The organism is Ruegeria sp. BJ6 (assembly GCF_056537885.1).
The window spans coordinates 309,762-326,423 of record NZ_JBQFSG010000002.1; the positions used below are offsets into that span (position 1 = coordinate 309,762).

Sequence of the window (16,662 nt, forward strand, 5' to 3'; positions counted from 1 at the left end):
GGGAAAGGAAATTGGATGTTTGATCTATCGGGAAAAAATGCACTGATAACCGGGGCGTCCGGAGGTATTGGTGGCGATATCGCCCGCGCACTGCATGGCGCCGGTGCAACTGTCGGTTTGTCGGGTACGCGGGTTGAGCCGCTTCAGGCACTGGCCGATGAACTGGGGGACCGCGCGCATGTTCTGCCCTGCAATCTGAGCGATCTCACCGCTGTCGAGGCGTTGCCCAAACAGGCGGCCGAAGACATGGGCTCGGTCGACATTCTGGTCAACAACGCTGGTATCACGCGCGACAACCTTTTCATGCGCATGTCGGATGATGAATGGCAGAGCGTGATCGACGTGAACCTGACCGCCACAGCAAAGCTGTGCAAGGGTGTCTTGCGCGGGATGATGAAGGCGCGCTGGGGTCGCATTATCAACATTTCTTCGGTCGTTGGTGCAACGGGGAACCCGGGGCAGGTCAACTATGCCGCCTCCAAGGCGGGCATGGTGGGCGTGACGAAATCACTTGCCTACGAAGTTGCGACGCGGGGCATCACCGTGAACGCCGTGGCGCCGGGTTTCATCACGACGGCAATGACAGACAAGCTGAACGATGAACAGAAATCAGGCATTCTGCAGCAGGTTCCGGCAGGGCGCATGGGTGAACCGTCCGAAATCGCGGCGGCCGTTCTGTATCTTGCAAGCCCCGAAGCGGGTTATGTAACCGGCAGCACCTTGCATGTGAACGGCGGTATGGCCATGTTGTAACCGCGATTGAGGTCGGCGCGAAAGCGTTTGCCTCTTGCGTCGTCTGTGTTATAGGCGGCGCATGCATGCGGAGGCCGGTCAATTTGGGCGGCCTTCAACTTTCCCGGGCATCCGGGAGATAAACCGCCCGGTACGGGCAAATCAAAGCCACCCCGAGCGGGCAAGGGCAGAACCGGGCAGAGCGCCCTGAAGGAATGAGGAATTGACATGAGCGACGTCGCAGATCGCGTGAAAAAGATCGTTGTTGAGCACCTGGGTGTCGAAGAGGACAAAGTAAGCGAAAACGCTTCGTTCATCGACGATCTGGGCGCAGACAGCCTGGACACCGTTGAGCTGGTTATGGCCTTTGAAGAAGAGTTCGGCATCGAGATTCCCGACGATGCGGCCGAAACAATCCAGACTTTCGGCGACGCCGTCAAATTCATCACCGAAGCTTCCTGAGTTTCGATGTGAGATCAAAAGCGGCGCTTCCGGGCAACGGAGGCGCCGTTTTTCTATGGTTAGTTGGATTTCCACCTTGCGTAAGTGATTTCGATTTGCACTCTGGTGCAAGAGGCAACATCGACGCGGGCAGGGCATGATACGATCCACCCCGATGATAAACACGGCGCGGTTGACGCTTTGCGCAATGCGCCCCGAGGATTTCAAGCGGTTCGCCGAGATATGGCGCACCCCCGAAGTTGTGCGTCATATCGGTGGCAAGCCCCGAACCCGGGGCGAGGCGTGGGACGCGTTTCTTCGCAACGCCGGACATTGGCAGATGGCGGGTTTCGGACAATGGGCTGTGGTCTTGCAGTCCAATCGCCTGATGATCGGGCAAGCTGGATTTTTTTACGGTGATCGGGGGATGGGCGAGGATTTTGATACGTTCCCCGAGGCTGGCTGGGTGCTCTCTCCCGAATCTCAGGGACAGGGTTTCGGATATGAGGCCGCGCAGGCCGCGCACGACTGGTTCGACCGGGTGATTCCGGGCCCCTTGGTTGCAATGGTCGATTCGGCCAATGAGGTGTCCAGAAAATTGGCAGAGAAATTGGGCTATGACCTCATGCGCGAGGCGTGTTTCAAGGGCACCCCGGTTCATTTGTTCCGGCGAAATGGCCCTCGGGACAGGTTTTAGACTACGTTTCGATCTGACACGCCGCAAATGAAGCGTCTGATGCCGAAACCGTGTAATGAGCGCGGTTTTCGTCAGGCTATGCTACACTGAATTTGCATAGCGATTGAGCGGAGGCTGAGGCTCATGAGGATATACCCAACAATGGAACTTCAAGGTGGCCGGTGCGTGACCTTGGACAAGGGACGCCTGGACGAAGCCATGATTTGGCATGTCGATCCGGTTGAAACCGCGCGCAGCTGGGCAGCGGCGGGTGCCGAATGGATGCATCTGACGGATTTTGATGCGATTGAAGGTCAGAACACCAACACCGAACTGGTCGAAGAAATCATTCGCTCGGCCGAGATTCCGGTGCAGCTTGCCGGTGGTATGCGTAGCCGCGAAACGGTAGAGCACTGGATCGACAAAGGCGCAGGCCGGATCGTGATCGGAACAATGGCGGCGCGCGATCCGATTCTGGTCAAGGAACTGGCTAAGCTATATCCGGATCAGATCGTTCTGGCCGTTGATGTCTGGCAGGGTCAGGTGATGACCGAAGGTTGGCGCAGCCAAAGCGCGTTTACCCCCGAAGCCTTTATCGAAGCCTTCGCCGACACTCCGTTTGCTGCCATCCTGGTGACAGATATCGACAGCGATATGGAAGATGTCGAAGCTCAGCTGGGTCTGATCTCGGGTCTTGCGGCGAATTCGCGAACACCTGTAATCGCCAGTGGCGTGGTGCGCACGGTCGACGATATTTCGCGTCTGGCCTATGTGCACAACATTTCGGGCGCTCTGGTGGGACGGGCGCTGTTCCGCAAGACAGTTGACCTGAGCGAAGCGCTTGACGTCGCAAAATCGGCTCATGAGCCAGTAGCTGAGTTTCAGTAGAAGTACCGAAACATCGAAATACGGCAATCTGCCCCTCCTGCTAAATTCGGGAGGGGCATTTTTTGTGCAATGCCGTAATCTTATGAAATAGCTTGCGGCACCGCCGGGCAGGATCTCGCCAGTTCAATATTTACCCTCGCTCTTGCCCCCGGACCCTTGGCCGGGGTATGAGCGGTTCTCAAACAGGAAGCAGGCAAGAGGCACTTCATGCGCAGAGTCGTTGTAACCGGTCTGGGATTGGTCACTCCTTTGGCCAGCGGGGTCGAGGAAACCTGGTCGCGACTGCTGGACGGAGAGTCCGGCGCAGGCCCAATCACCAAGTTCGATGCCGAGGCAAGTGGGGTCGCCACGACCTATGCCTGCGAAGTGCCGCACGGTGACGGAACGGACGGAACCTTTAACCCCGACGACTGGATGCCGCCGAAGGAACAGCGCAAGATCGAGGACTTTATCCTGTACTCCATCGCGGCTGCGGAAATGGCCTGTAAGGATGCCGACTGGCTGCCAGAAGACGAAGAGGCACGTCTGCGTACGGGCGTTCTGATCGGGTCGGGTATCGGTGGGCTGGGTTCCATCGCCGACACTGCGAACCTTATCCGAGACAAAGGTCCGCGCCGTGTATCGCCCTTCTTTATCCCGGGCGCGCTGATCAATCTGGCATCAGGTCAGGTATCGATCCGACGTGGTTTCAAAGGGCCGAACCATTCGGTTGTGACGGCCTGCTCGACAGGCGCACACGCCATTGGTGACGCCAGCCGTATTATCCGCGCCGGTGATGCGGATGTGATGGTTGCTGGCGGTGGTGAAGGCTGCATTTGTGAAATCGGCATCGCCGGGTTCAATGCATGCAAGGCGTTGTCCACGAAATACGGCGATAATCCCAAGGCGGCCAGCCGTCCGTACGATCAGGACCGTGACGGCTTTGTCATGGGTGAGGGCGCAGGGATCGTCGTGCTTGAAGAATACGAGCACGCCAAGGCCCGCGGCGCCAAGATTTATGCCGAGGTGCTGGGGTACGGTATGTCCGGCGACGCCTATCACATCACCGCACCGTCCGAAGACGGTGATGGTGCGGAACGGTCGATGAGGGCCGCGCTGAGAAGCGCAGGGCTGGAGCCGAAGGACGTGGATTACATCAACGCGCACGGTACCTCGACCATGGCCGACACGATCGAACTGGGCGCTGTTGAGCGTCTGTTGGGCGAACATGCGGCCAATGCGACCATGACCTCGACCAAATCGGCCACCGGTCATTTGCTGGGGGCTGCGGGTGCGATCGAAGCAATCTTTTCGATCCTGGCGATCCGGGATCAGGTTGCGCCTCCGACGATCAATCTGGACAACCCTGCGGTCGAAACCGCGCTGGATCTGGCGCCGAATGAGAAACGTGAGCGCGAGATCAACGTGGCTTTGTCGAACTCTTTCGGGTTTGGTGGCACCAATGCGAGTGTGATTTTCGGAAAGGCCGACTAAATGTGGCGCGCGCTTGCATCGAACATGCTGACCGTTCTGGCGGTCGGCCTGTTCCTCTTGGCTGGCTTGGTCCTGTGGGGGCAGGCGCAATATTCCGCAGAAGGTCCGTTGGAAAGCGCGATCTGCCTGCGGGTAGAACGCGGGTCCAACATGTCCCGTGTGAGCCGTGACCTGCAGGAAAAGGGTGCGGTAACCAGCGCCACGATTTTCCGGTTGGGTGCGGACTATGCGGACAAGTCTCAGCAGTTGAAGGCGGGCAGCTTTCTGGTGCGTGAAGGTGCGTCGATGGAACAGATCGTCGACGACATCACCAAGGGCGGGGCGAGTACGTGCGGGACCGAGATCGTTTACCGTATCGGCGTGACGCGAAATGAGACGCAAGTGCGAGAGCTTGACCCGGCGACGCTTGAATTTGTCGAAGTTGCGTCCTTCAATCCCGCTGAAGGGGAAGTACCTGAATCTTATGCCGAAAAAAGCTCTGAGGCAGATACGCGCTTTCGTGTGGCCTTGGCTGAAGGGGTTACATCCTGGCAGGTTGTAGAGGCCCTGAAAGCGGTGGACGTGCTGAGCGGCGAGGTGTCCGAACTGCCACCGGAAGGAATGCTGGCACCGGACAGTTATGAGGTGAGGCCAGGAACAGAGCGCAGCGAAGTCCTTGCGGAAATGCAGGAAAAACAGCAGCTTAGGGTGAATGCAGTTTGGGAGAACCGTCAGGATGGTTTGCCGCTGAGCAGCCCGGAAGAAATGCTGATACTTGCCTCGATCATCGAAAAGGAAACCGGTGTACCGCAGGAGCGCGGGCAGGTTGCCAGTGTTTTTGTGAACCGCCTTGAGCGGGGCATGAAACTGCAGACGGACCCGACCGTGATTTATGGCGTCACCAAGGGACAAGGCGTACTGGGCCGTGGTCTGCGTCGTAGTGAACTTCGTCGTTCAACCCCTTGGAATACTTATCTGATTGATGGGTTGCCTCCGACACCGATTGCCAGCCCGGGCCTTGCGAGCCTTGAGGCGGCGGTTGCGCCGGATGAGACGAATTATGTGTTCTTCGTTGCTGACGGCACGGGGGGGCATGCCTTTGCCGAAACGTTGCAGGAGCACAATCGCAACGTCGCCAAATGGCGCGAGATCGAGGCGGAGCGGAAAGCTCAGGACAACTGATAAATCTTCCGGTTTGTACCAGTTTCCAGTGGGGTTCTGTACGTTTTGTACAACAAAAAATGCGGACCGAAGTTAAGATTTCTTAAACGGAAATCTCAGTCTTTGGTCCGCTTGAATTCCGCGATTGAACGCTGACAAGCCCGGATGCCAAGGCGTTGACGCTGTGCGCGCGAATGGAAAATTTTGCAAAATTGGTGTAACATATTGGCCGAGGGGTATGCGATGCATCGACGCCTGTCAGCCATCTTGTCTTCTGATGTCGTCGGTTACAGCCGGGCAATGGAGATCGACGAATCCGAGACCCTGTCAAAGCTGAAATCCAACCGTCAAAATGTGATTGATCCTGCGGCCGAAAAATTCGGGGGCCGGACGATTAAGTTGATGGGTGATGGCGCATTGATGGAATTCGCCAGTGCAGTCGACGCGGTCGCTTTTGCTGTCACGGTGCAGACTGAAATCAGAAACAACAATGCGAAGTCACCTGACGATCTGTGCTTGCAATACCGCGTTGGCATCAATGTTGGTGACATCGTGGTAGAGGATGACGACATTTTTGGGGATGGCGTCAACATATCGGCGAGGCTGCAATCATTGGCCGAGCCCGGCGGCATCTGTATTTCCCGTTCGGTGCATACTCAGGTTCGAAGCAAACTTGATTTGACGTTCGAGAGTTTGGGTGAGCAAAAGGTCAAGAATATCGAAGAACCGGTTCCTGCCTTCAAAGTGGTTCTGGATGAACGCGCCGACAGCCTGTCGATGCCGGAAACAACACCGTCAACCGGCCGAAAGCCGGTTTCCCGGAGATTGGTCGCAATATTGGCTGTTGTTCTGCTCATGGTCGCGGGGGGCTTGTGGTGGGCTACAAGCGTCAGGAATGCCACCAATGCGGACATGAGGTCGGGGCTGCCGCGCCTTGCGGTCATGGCCTTTGATGATCTGAGTACAGGTGATGAAAGGTCGTATCTGAGTGACGCCATAGCCGAAGGTCTGATCACGGAACTGTCCCGTGTGCCGGAAGTTTCGGTTCTGGCCCGAAATACAAGTTTTTCCTACCGCGATGCTCCAGTGAATGTGGTTGAGGTCGGACGAGAGTTGAACCTGTCTTACCTTGTCGAAGGCAGCCAGCAAAAGAACGGGGATCAGTTGCGTGTGACGGTGCAGCTGATCGATGCAACGTCCGGTGAACATGTTTGGGCGGACACATACGACCGTGAAATCGGTGACCTTTTTGTCGTGCAGGACGAGATTGTGCGCGCCATTGCCGCCGCGGTTGGCGCGCGAGTTGGGTTTCGCGACCCGCCGGTGACGGGCGCGGCGTCGGTGAATGCGCTGCACTATCACCTGAAAGCAAGGCAGGAGCAGCGGAAATTCACGAAAGAGGGCGCCTTGGCCAGTCTGGAATTGAACAAAATGGCTGTGCAGGCTGATCCGGATTCTCACTTCGGATACATCGGCCTGGCTTTTTCCTACATGGCAGGATACCGGCGCGGCTGGTCCGATGTTGATCGGGACGAGGCATTGCGGCTGGCCGAGGAAGCAGCGGAAAAAGCCCTGTCACTGGATCCAAACGCCCCAGGTGCGCAATATGCCCGCGGTTGGGTGCATTATGGAAAAGGGGAACTGGAAGAGGCTGTTGTCCATTTCAAAAAAGCCATCGAACTGTATCCGAGTTCGTCGCGATACATGAACACATTGTCATTGCCTTTGATGAGCCTTGGACGGTTGGAAGAAGCTGCTGCGGTTTTGCAGGAAGCCATGGAACTGGACCCGCATCATCCGGATCACTTCAAGGCCAACCTCGCCTGGGTGCAGTATATACTCGGCGATTGTGAAACCGCACTGGAAACCTATAACGGACAGCGGAACCCTCCAAGCCTGCGCCTGCGGACATTGGCGACGATATATATTTGCCTTGGCCGCAAGGATGACGCGCGGCAGGTGATTGCCGAATTTCTTGCAGACAATCCTGATTACAGCATCACCGAAATGCGGTCCTATCTGGACAGGGAATATCACGCGAAAGAGTATCTTGAGCAGTGGTATTCGGACCTGCGGATAGCAGGGATGCCGGAATAGTCGATTGCCACAGGGCGGTCAGGGTGCCCGGTGGGCAAGAATTTATTAATCATTCCGGTGCGTTGGGCGTTGCGCACCTGTTGCGAAAACCTTGACTTTCCGAACTGACTCTCGTATAGGTTGTGTCATGCTAGAAGAAGTGGGCGACGGCCCCGGGGCAACCCGGTGGCCGTTTTTCATTTCTCTCGTGCGGAAAAACTCACGCATGAGGTCACAGGCAAACATGACTTTGATTACCCCGGAAGAGCGGATGTCCCAAACGGCGGAACTGTTGCAGTCGCTGGAGGCATCCATTCGCGGTCTGCGGCAAGCGGCGGAAGACCTGCGCAAGCAGATCGGGACCGGGGAGGATGCAGATCTTGCTGGTTCAGCCAGGCAACTCGGGCAGCTGGAGGGCCTGATCCGAAGTTGTCAGAAAGTGGAGACAAGCCTTGTCGAACAACATCACAAACAGATCGGAATCGCCCAGGGGGGCTATGCACTCGATCTTGAACGCGCCCGGTCTGAGATCGGGTGCAGACTGGCTCGCCTCCGCCGATGCTGCGGTGCGGGACCGATTTCTGAGTGAGATCGGGGAGGGGGGGCTGTGTGCCCTCCCTTTCCTGTTCGAGTTCTGGGCGCTGCCGCACCAGTTGCCGCCCGAGGGGGATTGGCGAGCCTGGGTGATCATGGGCGGGCGTGGCGCGGGCAAGACGCGGGCCGGGGCCGAATGGGTGCGATCGATGGTCGAGGGGGCAAAGCCGCTGGACCGAGGAGAGGCCAGTCGGGTGGCATTGGTCGGTGAGACCTTTGATCAGGTGCGCGACGTGATGATCTTTGGTGATAGCGGGATATTGCGGTGTTCTCCGCCGGATCGGCGTCCGGTGTGGAAAGCATCCGAAAAAAAACTTGTCTGGCCCAACGGGGCCGAGGCGCAGGCGTTTTCGGCGCATGATCCCGAGGGGTTGCGGGGGCCGCAGTTCGATGCGGCATGGGTGGATGAACTGGCCAAGTGGAAAAAGGCCGGAGAGACATGGGATATGCTGCAGTTTGCCCTTCGGTTGGGAGAGCGACCGCGGGTCTGTGTGACGACCACACCGCGAAATGTGAAGGTTCTGAAGGAATTGTTGGCGACTCCGTCTACCGTGCAAACTCATGCGCCGACCGAGGCTAACCGTGCCAATCTGGCGGAGTCTTTTCTGGACGAGGTGCGCGCGCGGTATGCAGGCACACGGCTGGGGCGGCAGGAGTTGGACGGGGTGCTGCTGTCGGACGCCGAGGGGGCGCTGTGGACGGGCCCGATGCTGGAGGCGGCGCGGATTGACCGGGTGCCTGAACTGGACCGTATCGTGGTGGCGCTGGACCCGGCGGTGACGGCAGGATCAGACGCGGATGCCTGCGGGATCGTGGTGGTCGGTGCGCAACTGCAGGGGCCGCCCGAGGAGTGGCGGGCGTTTGTGCTGGCCGACCGGACGGTGCAGGGCGTTGGCCCGGCAGGCTGGGCGCAGGCGGCGATTGACGCGATGGATGATTTCGGGGCTGAGCGGCTGGTGGCCGAGGTCAATCAGGGCGGCCAACTGGTTGAGGAGGTCGTGCGGCAGGTGGACCCTGTGGTCCCGTTCCGGGCAGTGCGTGCGTCGCGTGGCAAGGTAGCCCGGGCAGAGCCTGTGGCGGCCCTGTACGAGCAGGGGCGGGTGGCGCATGTGGCCGGGCTGGACGCGCTGGAGGAGCAGATGTGCCAGATGACAGCGCGCGGATTTGAGGGGCAGGGCTCACCCGACCGGGTCGATGCGCTGGTCTGGGCCTTGCATGAGTTGGTTGTGGGGCCTGCAGGGGTATACCGGAGGCCGAGGGTGCGGGTTTTGTGAGGATTGTGTTTTCTTAAGTCGCGAAAACCAATCATATGCTTTGAGCCTATTCAAAAACGCTCAAATGGCATCCGGCATTTTGCTTCGCTACTTTTGCCTGGAAAAGAACTTCAAAAGCAGAGCCCTTCGGCTCAATTTGACTGCTACAGAAAGGTTAGAATACGCTTCTGAAAAAGGAGGACGAAGTGTATTTTACGATTATTCTGTCATTTGTGTTTCTTATTTTCATTTCGCCGTTTGCAAACGCTGAGGTCGGTTGGCGCGAGGGAGCTGTGTCACACCGGAAGTTGCCACCACCGGGAATTACAGAGTCTTACGTCAGATTGGATGTTCCCCATATTAGGCAAGGCGAAAATCTTTGCGTGCCAACTTCGGCGGCAATGGTTGTTCAGTATTTTGGGGGTAGAATTGATCCCGTCGAACTAAAAACCATCGCTGAAGGTCACAAGCCCAAAAGCCAAAGAAATTCAAAGTTTACATATTGGAGAGATGCCAACTACGCTCTTCGCAAGTATGGGTATCGGTGGAAAATTCGCGATTACCCAAAATCATCCTCCGGCTTTAAGTCTGGTCTTCGCGATATAAAGGCAAGTTTGAGAAAAGGCCGCCCGGTACTTATCGATGTCCACCAAGATGAAGGTCACACGTTTGTCGTCATGGGCTTTAATGATGAAGCACAGGTTGTCTACATTCGCGATCCAAACTTGCCAGGAAAACAGTCTCGCATTTTGAGTTATGCGGTACTGAAGGAAAATTGGCACAACCATAGATTCGCGAACAACCGCAGCGCTTTTTTCGCGTACCCGAAGTAGTCTGGATTAAACTGCTGGTTTCGTACTGCCCATCCGGAACAGAGTTTTGAAACTGTAAGACTCAGGGTTCGTCTGAAGAAAGCGAACGGTTGCTTTTTTTGTGACGCGGCAGTCTGAAACTATGGCTGTGATGGATCGTGGCAAAGGGCCGAGATCGGTGTTGCCCAACCTCCGTACGCCCCATTCCCGAGGTTTAAACTTCTTTCCCTCATAACTCCTTTCAACAAGCCGGGCAGAGCGGCGGCAGAAAGGAGCACAGATGGTATTCGATTTCTTGCGTCGTGGATCGGCTGGGGAAGCGCCGGAGGCAAAGGCGAGCGCTGCGGGGCCGGTGGTTGCGTGGCAGACGGGTGGGCGCGTGGCATGGAGCCCTCGGGATGCGGTGTCGCTGACGCGGACCGGGTTTTCGGGGAACCCGGTGGGGTTTCGCTCGGTCAAGCTGATTGCCGAGGCGGCGGCGGCTTTGCCCCTGGTCCTGCAGGATCAGACGCAGCGCTATGACGTGCACCCGATCCTGAGCCTGATGCGGCGTCCAAATGCGGCGCAGGGGCGGGCGGAGCTGATGGAGGCCTTGTTCGGGCAGTTGCTGTTGTCAGGCAACGCTTACGTCGAGGCGGTACAAGCCGAGGAGGGCTTGCCGGTTGAGCTGCATGTTCTGCGCTCGGACCGGATGAGCGTAGTGCCGGGGGCGGATGGCTGGCCCAAGGCGTATGATTATACAGCGGGGGGCAAGACGCACCGGTTCGCAACGGAAAACATCTGTCATATCAAATCCTTCCACCCGCAGGACGACCATTACGGGTTCTCGCCGATGCAGGCGGCGGCGATGGCGATTGATGTGCATAACAGCGCGTCTCGCTGGTCGAAATCTCTGCTGGATAATGCGGCGCGGCCTTCGGGAGCTCTGGTTTGGAAGGGCGGTGATGGCCAGGGGGTTATGGCCGAGGATCAGTTCCGCCGTCTGTCTGACGAGATTGAGCAGAACTATCGTGGCGCGCGGAATGCGGGTCGGCCGATGGTTCTGGAAGGGGGTCTGGATTGGAAGCCGATGGGCTTTTCGCCGTCCGACATGGAGTTTCAAAAGACCAAGGAAGCCGCCGCCCGCGAGATCGCGCTGGCCTTTGGGGTCCCGCCGATGCTGCTGGGAATTCAGGGCGACGCGACCTATTCGAACTATCAGGAGGCCAACCGGGCGTTCTATCGCCTGACCGTGCTGCCCCTGGTGACGCGGGTGGCGGCGGCGGTGTCGGAGTGGCTGTCAGCCTTTACCGGCGAGGAGTTGGTGCTGAAACCCGATCTGGATCAGGTGCCTGCGCTGTCGGCAGAACGCGATGCGCAATGGGCGCGGGTCAGCGGGGCGGAGTTCCTGACGGATGCGGAAAAGCGGGCGCTGCTGGGGCTGCCGGAGCGCGCCGATGGCTGAGGGGTATCCGCCGTTCGACTGCGCGCCAGGCCTGCGTCTGGCCGCGCATGAGCGGGTGGCCGAGATCCAGCACGCGCATCTTTGTCGGCGGCTGGATCAGATCGAGGACATGATGGAGCGGCTTGAGCGGCGATTGTGGCTGACGGTCTACGGTGTGGCGGCGGTAATTCTGGCGCAGGCGTTTCAGTCGTTTCTGGTGGTAACGCCATGAGTTCAGCGGGTTACATGGAGAAGTTGATGGATTTGGAACACAAGTTCGCGCGGTTTGGAGACGGGTTGTCTGTTAGCGAAGACGCTGTGATCGAGGGATATGCCAGCCTGTTCGGTCAGGTGGATCAGGGCAGCGACGTGGTACAGAACGGGGCCTATCGTGCTTCGCTGGCGGGGCTAGAGAAGGCAGGTCAGCGGGTCAAGATGCTGTGGCAGCACGACCCGGCGCAGCCCATCGGCGTGTGGGACGAGGTGCGTGAGGACGGCAAGGGCCTGTGGGTCAAAGGGCGTCTGCTGGAGGCGACGCAAAAGGGTCGTGAGGCGGCGGAACTGATCCGGGCCGGGGCCATCGACGGGTTGTCGATTGGCTATCGCACCAAACGGGCCGTGAAGAATGACAAGGGCCAACGGGTCCTGACCGAACTGGAGCTGTGGGAGGTGTCGCTGGTGACATTCCCGATGCTTCCCAGTGCACGGGTGGCGGCAAAGGGGACAGACCCCGAGGCCGAGAACACCTGGCGCAGTATTGCCGAGGTGTTTGATCACGCCCGGCAGGAGCTGGCGCGGACCTAGCGCGCCTCAATCCCACCCAAACAAGGAAGTGCTGATGAGCAAGACCGAGATTCCGGCCTTGACCGGAGAGGGTGCGCCCCTGGTTCAGGAGGTGAAGCAGGCGATGGCTGGCTTCGTGAATGAATTCAAGGGCCTGAAGGCTGAAGTTAAAACCAAACTACAACAGACAGAAGAGCGACTGACCATGCTGGATCGTAAATCAACCATCGCGGCGCGCCCGCATCTTGCGGCCTCGGGCACCGAAGGAGCACCGCACCAAAAGGCCTTTGATGCCTATGTGCGTTCGGGTGACGATGACGGGCTGCGCGGCCTTGAAATGGAAGCCAAATCTCTGTCCAGCGCCGTCAACAGCGATGGCGGCTATCTGGTCGATCCGCAGACTGCCGAGATCATTAAGTCGGTGTTGAAATCCACCGCCTCGATCCGCTCGATTGCATCGGTGGTGAATGTCGAGGCAAACTCGTTCGACGTGCTGATCGACCATACGGATGTGGGCGCTGGCTGGGCGGATGAGACCTCGACCGCGACCGAGACGGCGACGCCGTCGATTGACCGGATTTCCATCACACTGCACGAGCTGAGCGCGCTGCCCAAGGCCTCGCAACGCCTACTGGATGACAGTGCTTTTGACGTCGAGGGCTGGCTCGCCGGTCGCATCGCGGACAAGTTCGCCCGTGCCGAAGCGGCGGCGTTTATCTCGGGCGATGGTGCGGACAAGCCCAAGGGTATTCTGGATCACGCCAAGGTCGACAATGACGTCTGGGCGTGGGGCAATCTTGGTTATGTGCCAACAGGGATCGACGGCGGTGTCGATGCGGATGCGATTGTCGATGTGGTCTATGCGCTGGGCGCGCAGTACCGCGTCAATGGCACCTTCGTGATGAACTCGAAGACTGCCGGTGTGATCCGCAAGCTGAAAGACGGCGATGGCCGCTTCCTGTGGTCGGATGCTCTGGCTGCGGGTGAGCCTGCGCGTCTGATGGGTTATCCGGTGCTGATCGCCGAAGACATGCCGGACGCGGGCAGCGACAGCTTCTCGATTGCGTTCGGTGACTTCCAGGCCGGTTATACCATCGCCGAGCGTCCCGATCTGCGCGTGCTGCGCGATCCGTTCAGCGCCAAGCCGCATGTCCTGTTCTACGCGACCAAGCGCGTGGGCGGCGACGTCAGCGACTTTGCTGCAATCAAGCTGGTGAAATTCGGCACCGCCTAAGCGGTGACGGATCCGGGGGGCTTTGCGCCCCTCGGGCGGCGGGCGCGGGCCGGGGTGAGATCCCCTGCGTTGTCTAGCTGCTCCCCTCCGTCCGAGCAACGTGGGGCGGCGCGTGCCCGTCATTTTCCAAGGATGCGGCCCCCGGAGGGGTCCGAGATTGCGGAGAGAATGGATGATGTTGATCGAAGAAACCGCCATCGCGGATGCGGCGCTGCCGGTGGATCAGTTCAAGGCGCATCTGCGGCTGGGCACGGGGTTTGCCGAAGGCGATGTGCAGGACGAAGTGCTAAAGGGATTCCTGCGCGCGGCGATTGCAGCGATTGAGGCGCGCACCGGCAAAATACTGATCGAGCGCAATTTTTCGTGGAGCCTGAACAGCTGGCGCGATCACGCGGGTGAGGTGTTGCCGGTGGCTCCGGTAACTGCGGTTGACGCGGTAATGGTTACGGATGCTGCGGGTGCCGAGACTGCGGTGGCAGCGGATGCCTACAGGTTGGAACGGGATTTGCAGCGGCCCCGGTTGCGCCCTGCAGGTTCAGGATTGCCGATGATCGCTACGGGCGGGTCAGTGAAGATCACATTTACGGCCGGGATGGCACCTGATTGGGGTGGGCTGCCCGCCGATCTGGGTCAGGCGGTGCTGTTGCTGGCTGCGCATTATTACGAATACCGCGACGAAACGGCGTTGAGTGACGGGTGCATGCCATTTGGCGTGACCAGCCTGATCCAGCGCTATCGGATGGTGCGGTTCGGTGCCGGGGTGGCGCAATGAAGACGCCCAGGTTGAACAGGAAACTGGTGCTGGAGGCACCGGTGCGCGCAGCCGACGGGTCCGGTGGGTACACCGAGAGCTGGCAGGCGTTGGGCACCCATTGGGCCGAGGTTACCGCGCGCAGCGGGGCTGAGCGGCAGGTTGCCGGGGTACCGGTGTCACGGGTCAGCTATCGCATCGTTGTGCGGGGTGCGCCCGAGGGGTCGGCCATGCGGCCCGCGCCGGATCAGCGGTTTCGCGAAGGCGACCGCCGCTTTGTTATCCGCGCGGTCGCTGAACGAGATGGGCGTGGCCAGTACCTGACCTGTTTCGCGGATGAGGAGGTGGCGGCATGAGCTATGGCGTATCGGCTGCTTTGCAGACAGCGGTGTTTCAGCAGCTTTCGGGGGATGCAAAGGTCGGCACCCTGTCAGGTGGCGCGATCTATGACGCGGTGCCCGCCGGATCGCTGCCGCAGACTTATGTGACGCTTGGACCGGAGGAGGTGCGAGAGGCCTCGGACCGGTCGGGCGGTGGTGCCGTGCATCGGTTCACGGTGTCGGTGGTTTCCGGGGCTGCCGGTTTCGGCGCGGCCAAGACGCTGGCCGGGGCAGTGTGTGATGCGTTGGAGGGCGCATCACTGACGCTCGACCGGGGTCGCCTGGTGGGGCTGTGGTTTGAACGCGCCTCGGCCCGGCGCACGGGAACCGGCGGCGCGATCCGCCAGATCGACCTGAAATTCCGCGCCCGCGTGGAAGACAACTAAGCAATCATTGGAGAGAGCATATGGGTGCCCAGAACGGTAAGGACCTGCTGGTCAAAGTGGACATGAACGGCACGGGTCTGTTCGAGACCATCGCGGGGCTGCGTGCCACGCGGATCAGTTTCAACGCGGAAAGCGTGGATGTGACCAGCCTGGAAAGTCAGGGCGGCTGGCGTGAGCTGTTGTCGGGGGCGGGGGTCAAGTCGGCCTCGATCTCGGGTTCGGGTGTGTTCCGGGATGAAGGAACCGACGAACGCGCGCGGCAGCTGTTCTTTGACAGCGAGACGCCGGCATTTCAGGTGATCATCCCCGATTTCGGCATTGTCGAGGGGCCGTTTCAGGTGACCGGCATCGAATATGCGGGCTCGCACAATGGCGAGGCGACCTATGAGATGAGCATGGCGAGCGCCGGTGCGCTGAGCTTTACGGCGCTCTGATGGCCAATCCGTGGACGGGCGAGGTGGCGCTGACCATCGACGGAGAGCGGCGGGTGCTCAAGCTGACCCTGGGCGCTTTGGCGGAACTGGAACAGGAGCTGGGCGCGGGGTCACTGGTGGAGCTGGTGCAGCGGTTCGAGGGCGGTGGTTACTCCAGCGGTGATGTGCTGGCGCTGATCGTGGCCGGGTTGCGGGGCGGCGGGGCGGATGTCACCCGCGCCGATCTGCTGAGCGCCGGGATCGAGGGTGGCCCCATGGCTGGCGCACGGGCGGCGGCCGAGCTGCTGGCGCGGGCCTTCATGGTGCCGGAACAGGCATGAGCGGGTTCGACTGGCCAGCCCTGATGCGGGCCGGGTTGGTCGGCCTGCGTCTGGCTCCGGATCAGTTCTGGCGTCTGACCCCGGCCGAGCTGCGGCTGATGCTGGGGCAGGGCGCGGGGATGCCCGCCATGAACCGGGCCGGGCTGGATGCGCTGCTGGCGGCTTATCCGGACAAGGAACAAGGAGAGCGTGATGACGGATCGTGACGGGTTTGACGACCTGCAGGAACGTGGCGAGGCGCTGGGATATGCGCTGGGCGATGCGGCGACGATGGCGGCGGCCTTTGACACCCAGATGAAGCGGGTTCGGTCAGCCTTTGCAGAGACGGGCAAGGATGCGGCCACATTGGAGCGCGGCATGTCCAGCGGTCTGCGCAAGGCGTTTGACGGCGTGGTGCTGGATGGCATGGGCCTGTCGGACGCGCTGGATGTGCTGAAGAACTCGATGATTCAGACCGCCTATGCGGCCGCGATCAAGCCGGTGACGGATCATTTCGGCGGGATGCTGGCCAATACGGTTGGCGGTCTGGTTCAGGGCATTCTGCCTTTTGCGGATGGCGGCAGTTTTGCGCAGGGCCGGGTGATGCCGTTTGCCAATGGCGGCGTGGTCAGCGGCCCCACCACCTTTCCGATGCGCGGCGGTGTCGGCCTGATGGGCGAAGCGGGCCCAGAAGCGATCATGCCGCTGGCGCGCGGACCGGATGGCAAGCTGGGGGTGCGGAATTCGGGGGCGGGGCGCGCCGTCAACGTGGTGATGAATATCACAACCCCCGACGTTCAGGGGTTTCGCCGCAGTCAGGGACAGATCGCAGCACAGATGAGCCGTGCGCTGGGGCGCGGCAATCGCAACAGGTAATTCGGGGAGCA

At 59.9% G+C, this 16,662-nt stretch carries 21 protein-coding genes; all 21 read left to right on the forward strand.

Annotated features, from left to right (window positions below; all coding sequences use genetic code 11):
- Positions 1-15 precede the first annotated feature (15 nt).
- The 21 genes from fabG (at position 16) to ACR0D6_RS06920 (ending at position 16,651) form a co-directional block, all read left to right on the forward strand.
- Positions 16-753, forward strand: coding sequence for a 3-oxoacyl-[acyl-carrier-protein] reductase (gene fabG, locus ACR0D6_RS06820; RefSeq protein WP_170651901.1), 738 nt, complete (start codon positions 16-18; stop codon positions 751-753).
- A gap of 207 nt (positions 754-960) precedes the next feature.
- Positions 961-1,194: an acyl carrier protein gene (locus tag ACR0D6_RS06825; protein ID WP_170651903.1), complete on the forward strand. Its 234-nt coding sequence runs from the start codon at positions 961-963 to the stop codon at positions 1,192-1,194.
- A 136-nt stretch (positions 1,195-1,330) separates the two neighbouring features.
- Positions 1,331-1,870: a GNAT family N-acetyltransferase gene (locus ACR0D6_RS06830; protein WP_480764949.1), complete on the forward strand. Its 540-nt coding sequence runs from the start codon at positions 1,331-1,333 to the stop codon at positions 1,868-1,870.
- A 123-nt stretch (positions 1,871-1,993) separates the two neighbouring features.
- Positions 1,994-2,737 (forward strand): 1-(5-phosphoribosyl)-5-[(5-phosphoribosylamino)methylideneamino] imidazole-4-carboxamide isomerase, encoded by a 744-nt coding sequence (locus ACR0D6_RS06835; RefSeq protein ID WP_170651907.1) that lies wholly within the window; start codon positions 1,994-1,996, stop codon positions 2,735-2,737.
- Positions 2,738-2,944: 207 nt separating this feature from the next.
- Positions 2,945-4,210: a beta-ketoacyl-ACP synthase II gene (gene fabF, locus ACR0D6_RS06840; protein WP_480764950.1), complete on the forward strand. Its 1,266-nt coding sequence runs from the start codon at positions 2,945-2,947 to the stop codon at positions 4,208-4,210.
- Positions 4,211-5,371, forward strand: a complete 1,161-nt coding sequence (gene mltG, locus ACR0D6_RS06845) for an endolytic transglycosylase MltG (protein WP_480764951.1) — start codon at positions 4,211-4,213, stop codon at positions 5,369-5,371.
- 222 nt (positions 5,372-5,593) lie between these two features.
- A complete protein-coding gene (locus ACR0D6_RS06850) occupies positions 5,594-7,447 on the forward strand; it encodes an adenylate/guanylate cyclase domain-containing protein (RefSeq protein ID WP_480764952.1) in 1,854 nt (617 codons plus the stop codon).
- 223 nt (positions 7,448-7,670) lie between these two features.
- Complete coding sequence (locus ACR0D6_RS06855; RefSeq protein ID WP_480764953.1) at positions 7,671-8,015, forward strand: hypothetical protein; 345 nt, start codon at positions 7,671-7,673, stop codon at positions 8,013-8,015.
- Positions 7,924-9,294 (forward strand): DNA-packaging protein, encoded by a 1,371-nt coding sequence (locus tag ACR0D6_RS06860; protein ID WP_480764954.1) that lies wholly within the window; start codon positions 7,924-7,926, stop codon positions 9,292-9,294. Before ACR0D6_RS06855 ends, ACR0D6_RS06860 begins: the two co-directional genes overlap by 92 nt.
- 185 nt (positions 9,295-9,479) lie before the next feature.
- Entirely contained in the window at positions 9,480-10,106 is a 627-nt protein-coding gene (locus tag ACR0D6_RS06865) for a C39 family peptidase (RefSeq protein WP_480764955.1), read from the forward strand.
- A gap of 259 nt (positions 10,107-10,365) precedes the next feature.
- A complete protein-coding gene (locus ACR0D6_RS06870; protein WP_480764956.1) occupies positions 10,366-11,529 on the forward strand; it encodes a phage portal protein in 1,164 nt (387 codons plus the stop codon).
- Positions 11,522-11,740, forward strand: a complete 219-nt coding sequence (locus ACR0D6_RS06875; RefSeq protein WP_170572321.1) for a GTA head formation protein, RCAP_rcc01685 family — start codon at positions 11,522-11,524, stop codon at positions 11,738-11,740. Before ACR0D6_RS06870 ends, ACR0D6_RS06875 begins: the two co-directional genes overlap by 8 nt.
- Before the next feature lie 26 nt (positions 11,741-11,766).
- Complete coding sequence (locus ACR0D6_RS06880; RefSeq protein ID WP_480764957.1) at positions 11,767-12,312, forward strand: HK97 family phage prohead protease; 546 nt, start codon at positions 11,767-11,769, stop codon at positions 12,310-12,312.
- A gap of 34 nt (positions 12,313-12,346) precedes the next feature.
- Positions 12,347-13,525: a phage major capsid protein gene (locus ACR0D6_RS06885; RefSeq protein ID WP_480764958.1), complete on the forward strand. Its 1,179-nt coding sequence runs from the start codon at positions 12,347-12,349 to the stop codon at positions 13,523-13,525.
- Between the two features lie 172 nt (positions 13,526-13,697).
- Positions 13,698-14,297 (forward strand): head-tail connector protein, encoded by a 600-nt coding sequence (locus ACR0D6_RS06890; RefSeq protein ID WP_480764959.1) that lies wholly within the window; start codon positions 13,698-13,700, stop codon positions 14,295-14,297.
- The gene (locus ACR0D6_RS06895) at positions 14,294-14,632 is read left to right on the forward strand and encodes a phage head closure protein (protein WP_480449893.1); all 339 of its coding nucleotides are present in this window, start codon (positions 14,294-14,296) and stop codon (positions 14,630-14,632) included. Before ACR0D6_RS06890 ends, ACR0D6_RS06895 begins: the two co-directional genes overlap by 4 nt.
- Positions 14,629-15,042 (forward strand): DUF3168 domain-containing protein, encoded by a 414-nt coding sequence (locus tag ACR0D6_RS06900; protein ID WP_480764960.1) that lies wholly within the window; start codon positions 14,629-14,631, stop codon positions 15,040-15,042. Before ACR0D6_RS06895 ends, ACR0D6_RS06900 begins: the two co-directional genes overlap by 4 nt.
- A gap of 20 nt (positions 15,043-15,062) precedes the next feature.
- The gene (locus ACR0D6_RS06905; RefSeq protein WP_170651927.1) at positions 15,063-15,476 is read left to right on the forward strand and encodes a phage major tail protein, TP901-1 family; all 414 of its coding nucleotides are present in this window, start codon (positions 15,063-15,065) and stop codon (positions 15,474-15,476) included.
- Positions 15,476-15,796, forward strand: a complete 321-nt coding sequence (locus ACR0D6_RS06910) for a gene transfer agent family protein (RefSeq protein ID WP_170651929.1) — start codon at positions 15,476-15,478, stop codon at positions 15,794-15,796. The genes ACR0D6_RS06905 and ACR0D6_RS06910 overlap by 1 nt, the downstream gene beginning before the upstream one ends.
- Positions 15,793-16,002 (forward strand): rcc01693 family protein, encoded by a 210-nt coding sequence (locus ACR0D6_RS06915; RefSeq protein ID WP_480764961.1) that lies wholly within the window; start codon positions 15,793-15,795, stop codon positions 16,000-16,002. The genes ACR0D6_RS06910 and ACR0D6_RS06915 overlap by 4 nt, the downstream gene beginning before the upstream one ends.
- Positions 15,989-16,651: a phage tail tape measure protein gene (locus tag ACR0D6_RS06920; protein ID WP_480764962.1), complete on the forward strand. Its 663-nt coding sequence runs from the start codon at positions 15,989-15,991 to the stop codon at positions 16,649-16,651. The genes ACR0D6_RS06915 and ACR0D6_RS06920 overlap by 14 nt, the downstream gene beginning before the upstream one ends.
- Positions 16,652-16,662: the final 11 nt, after the last annotated feature.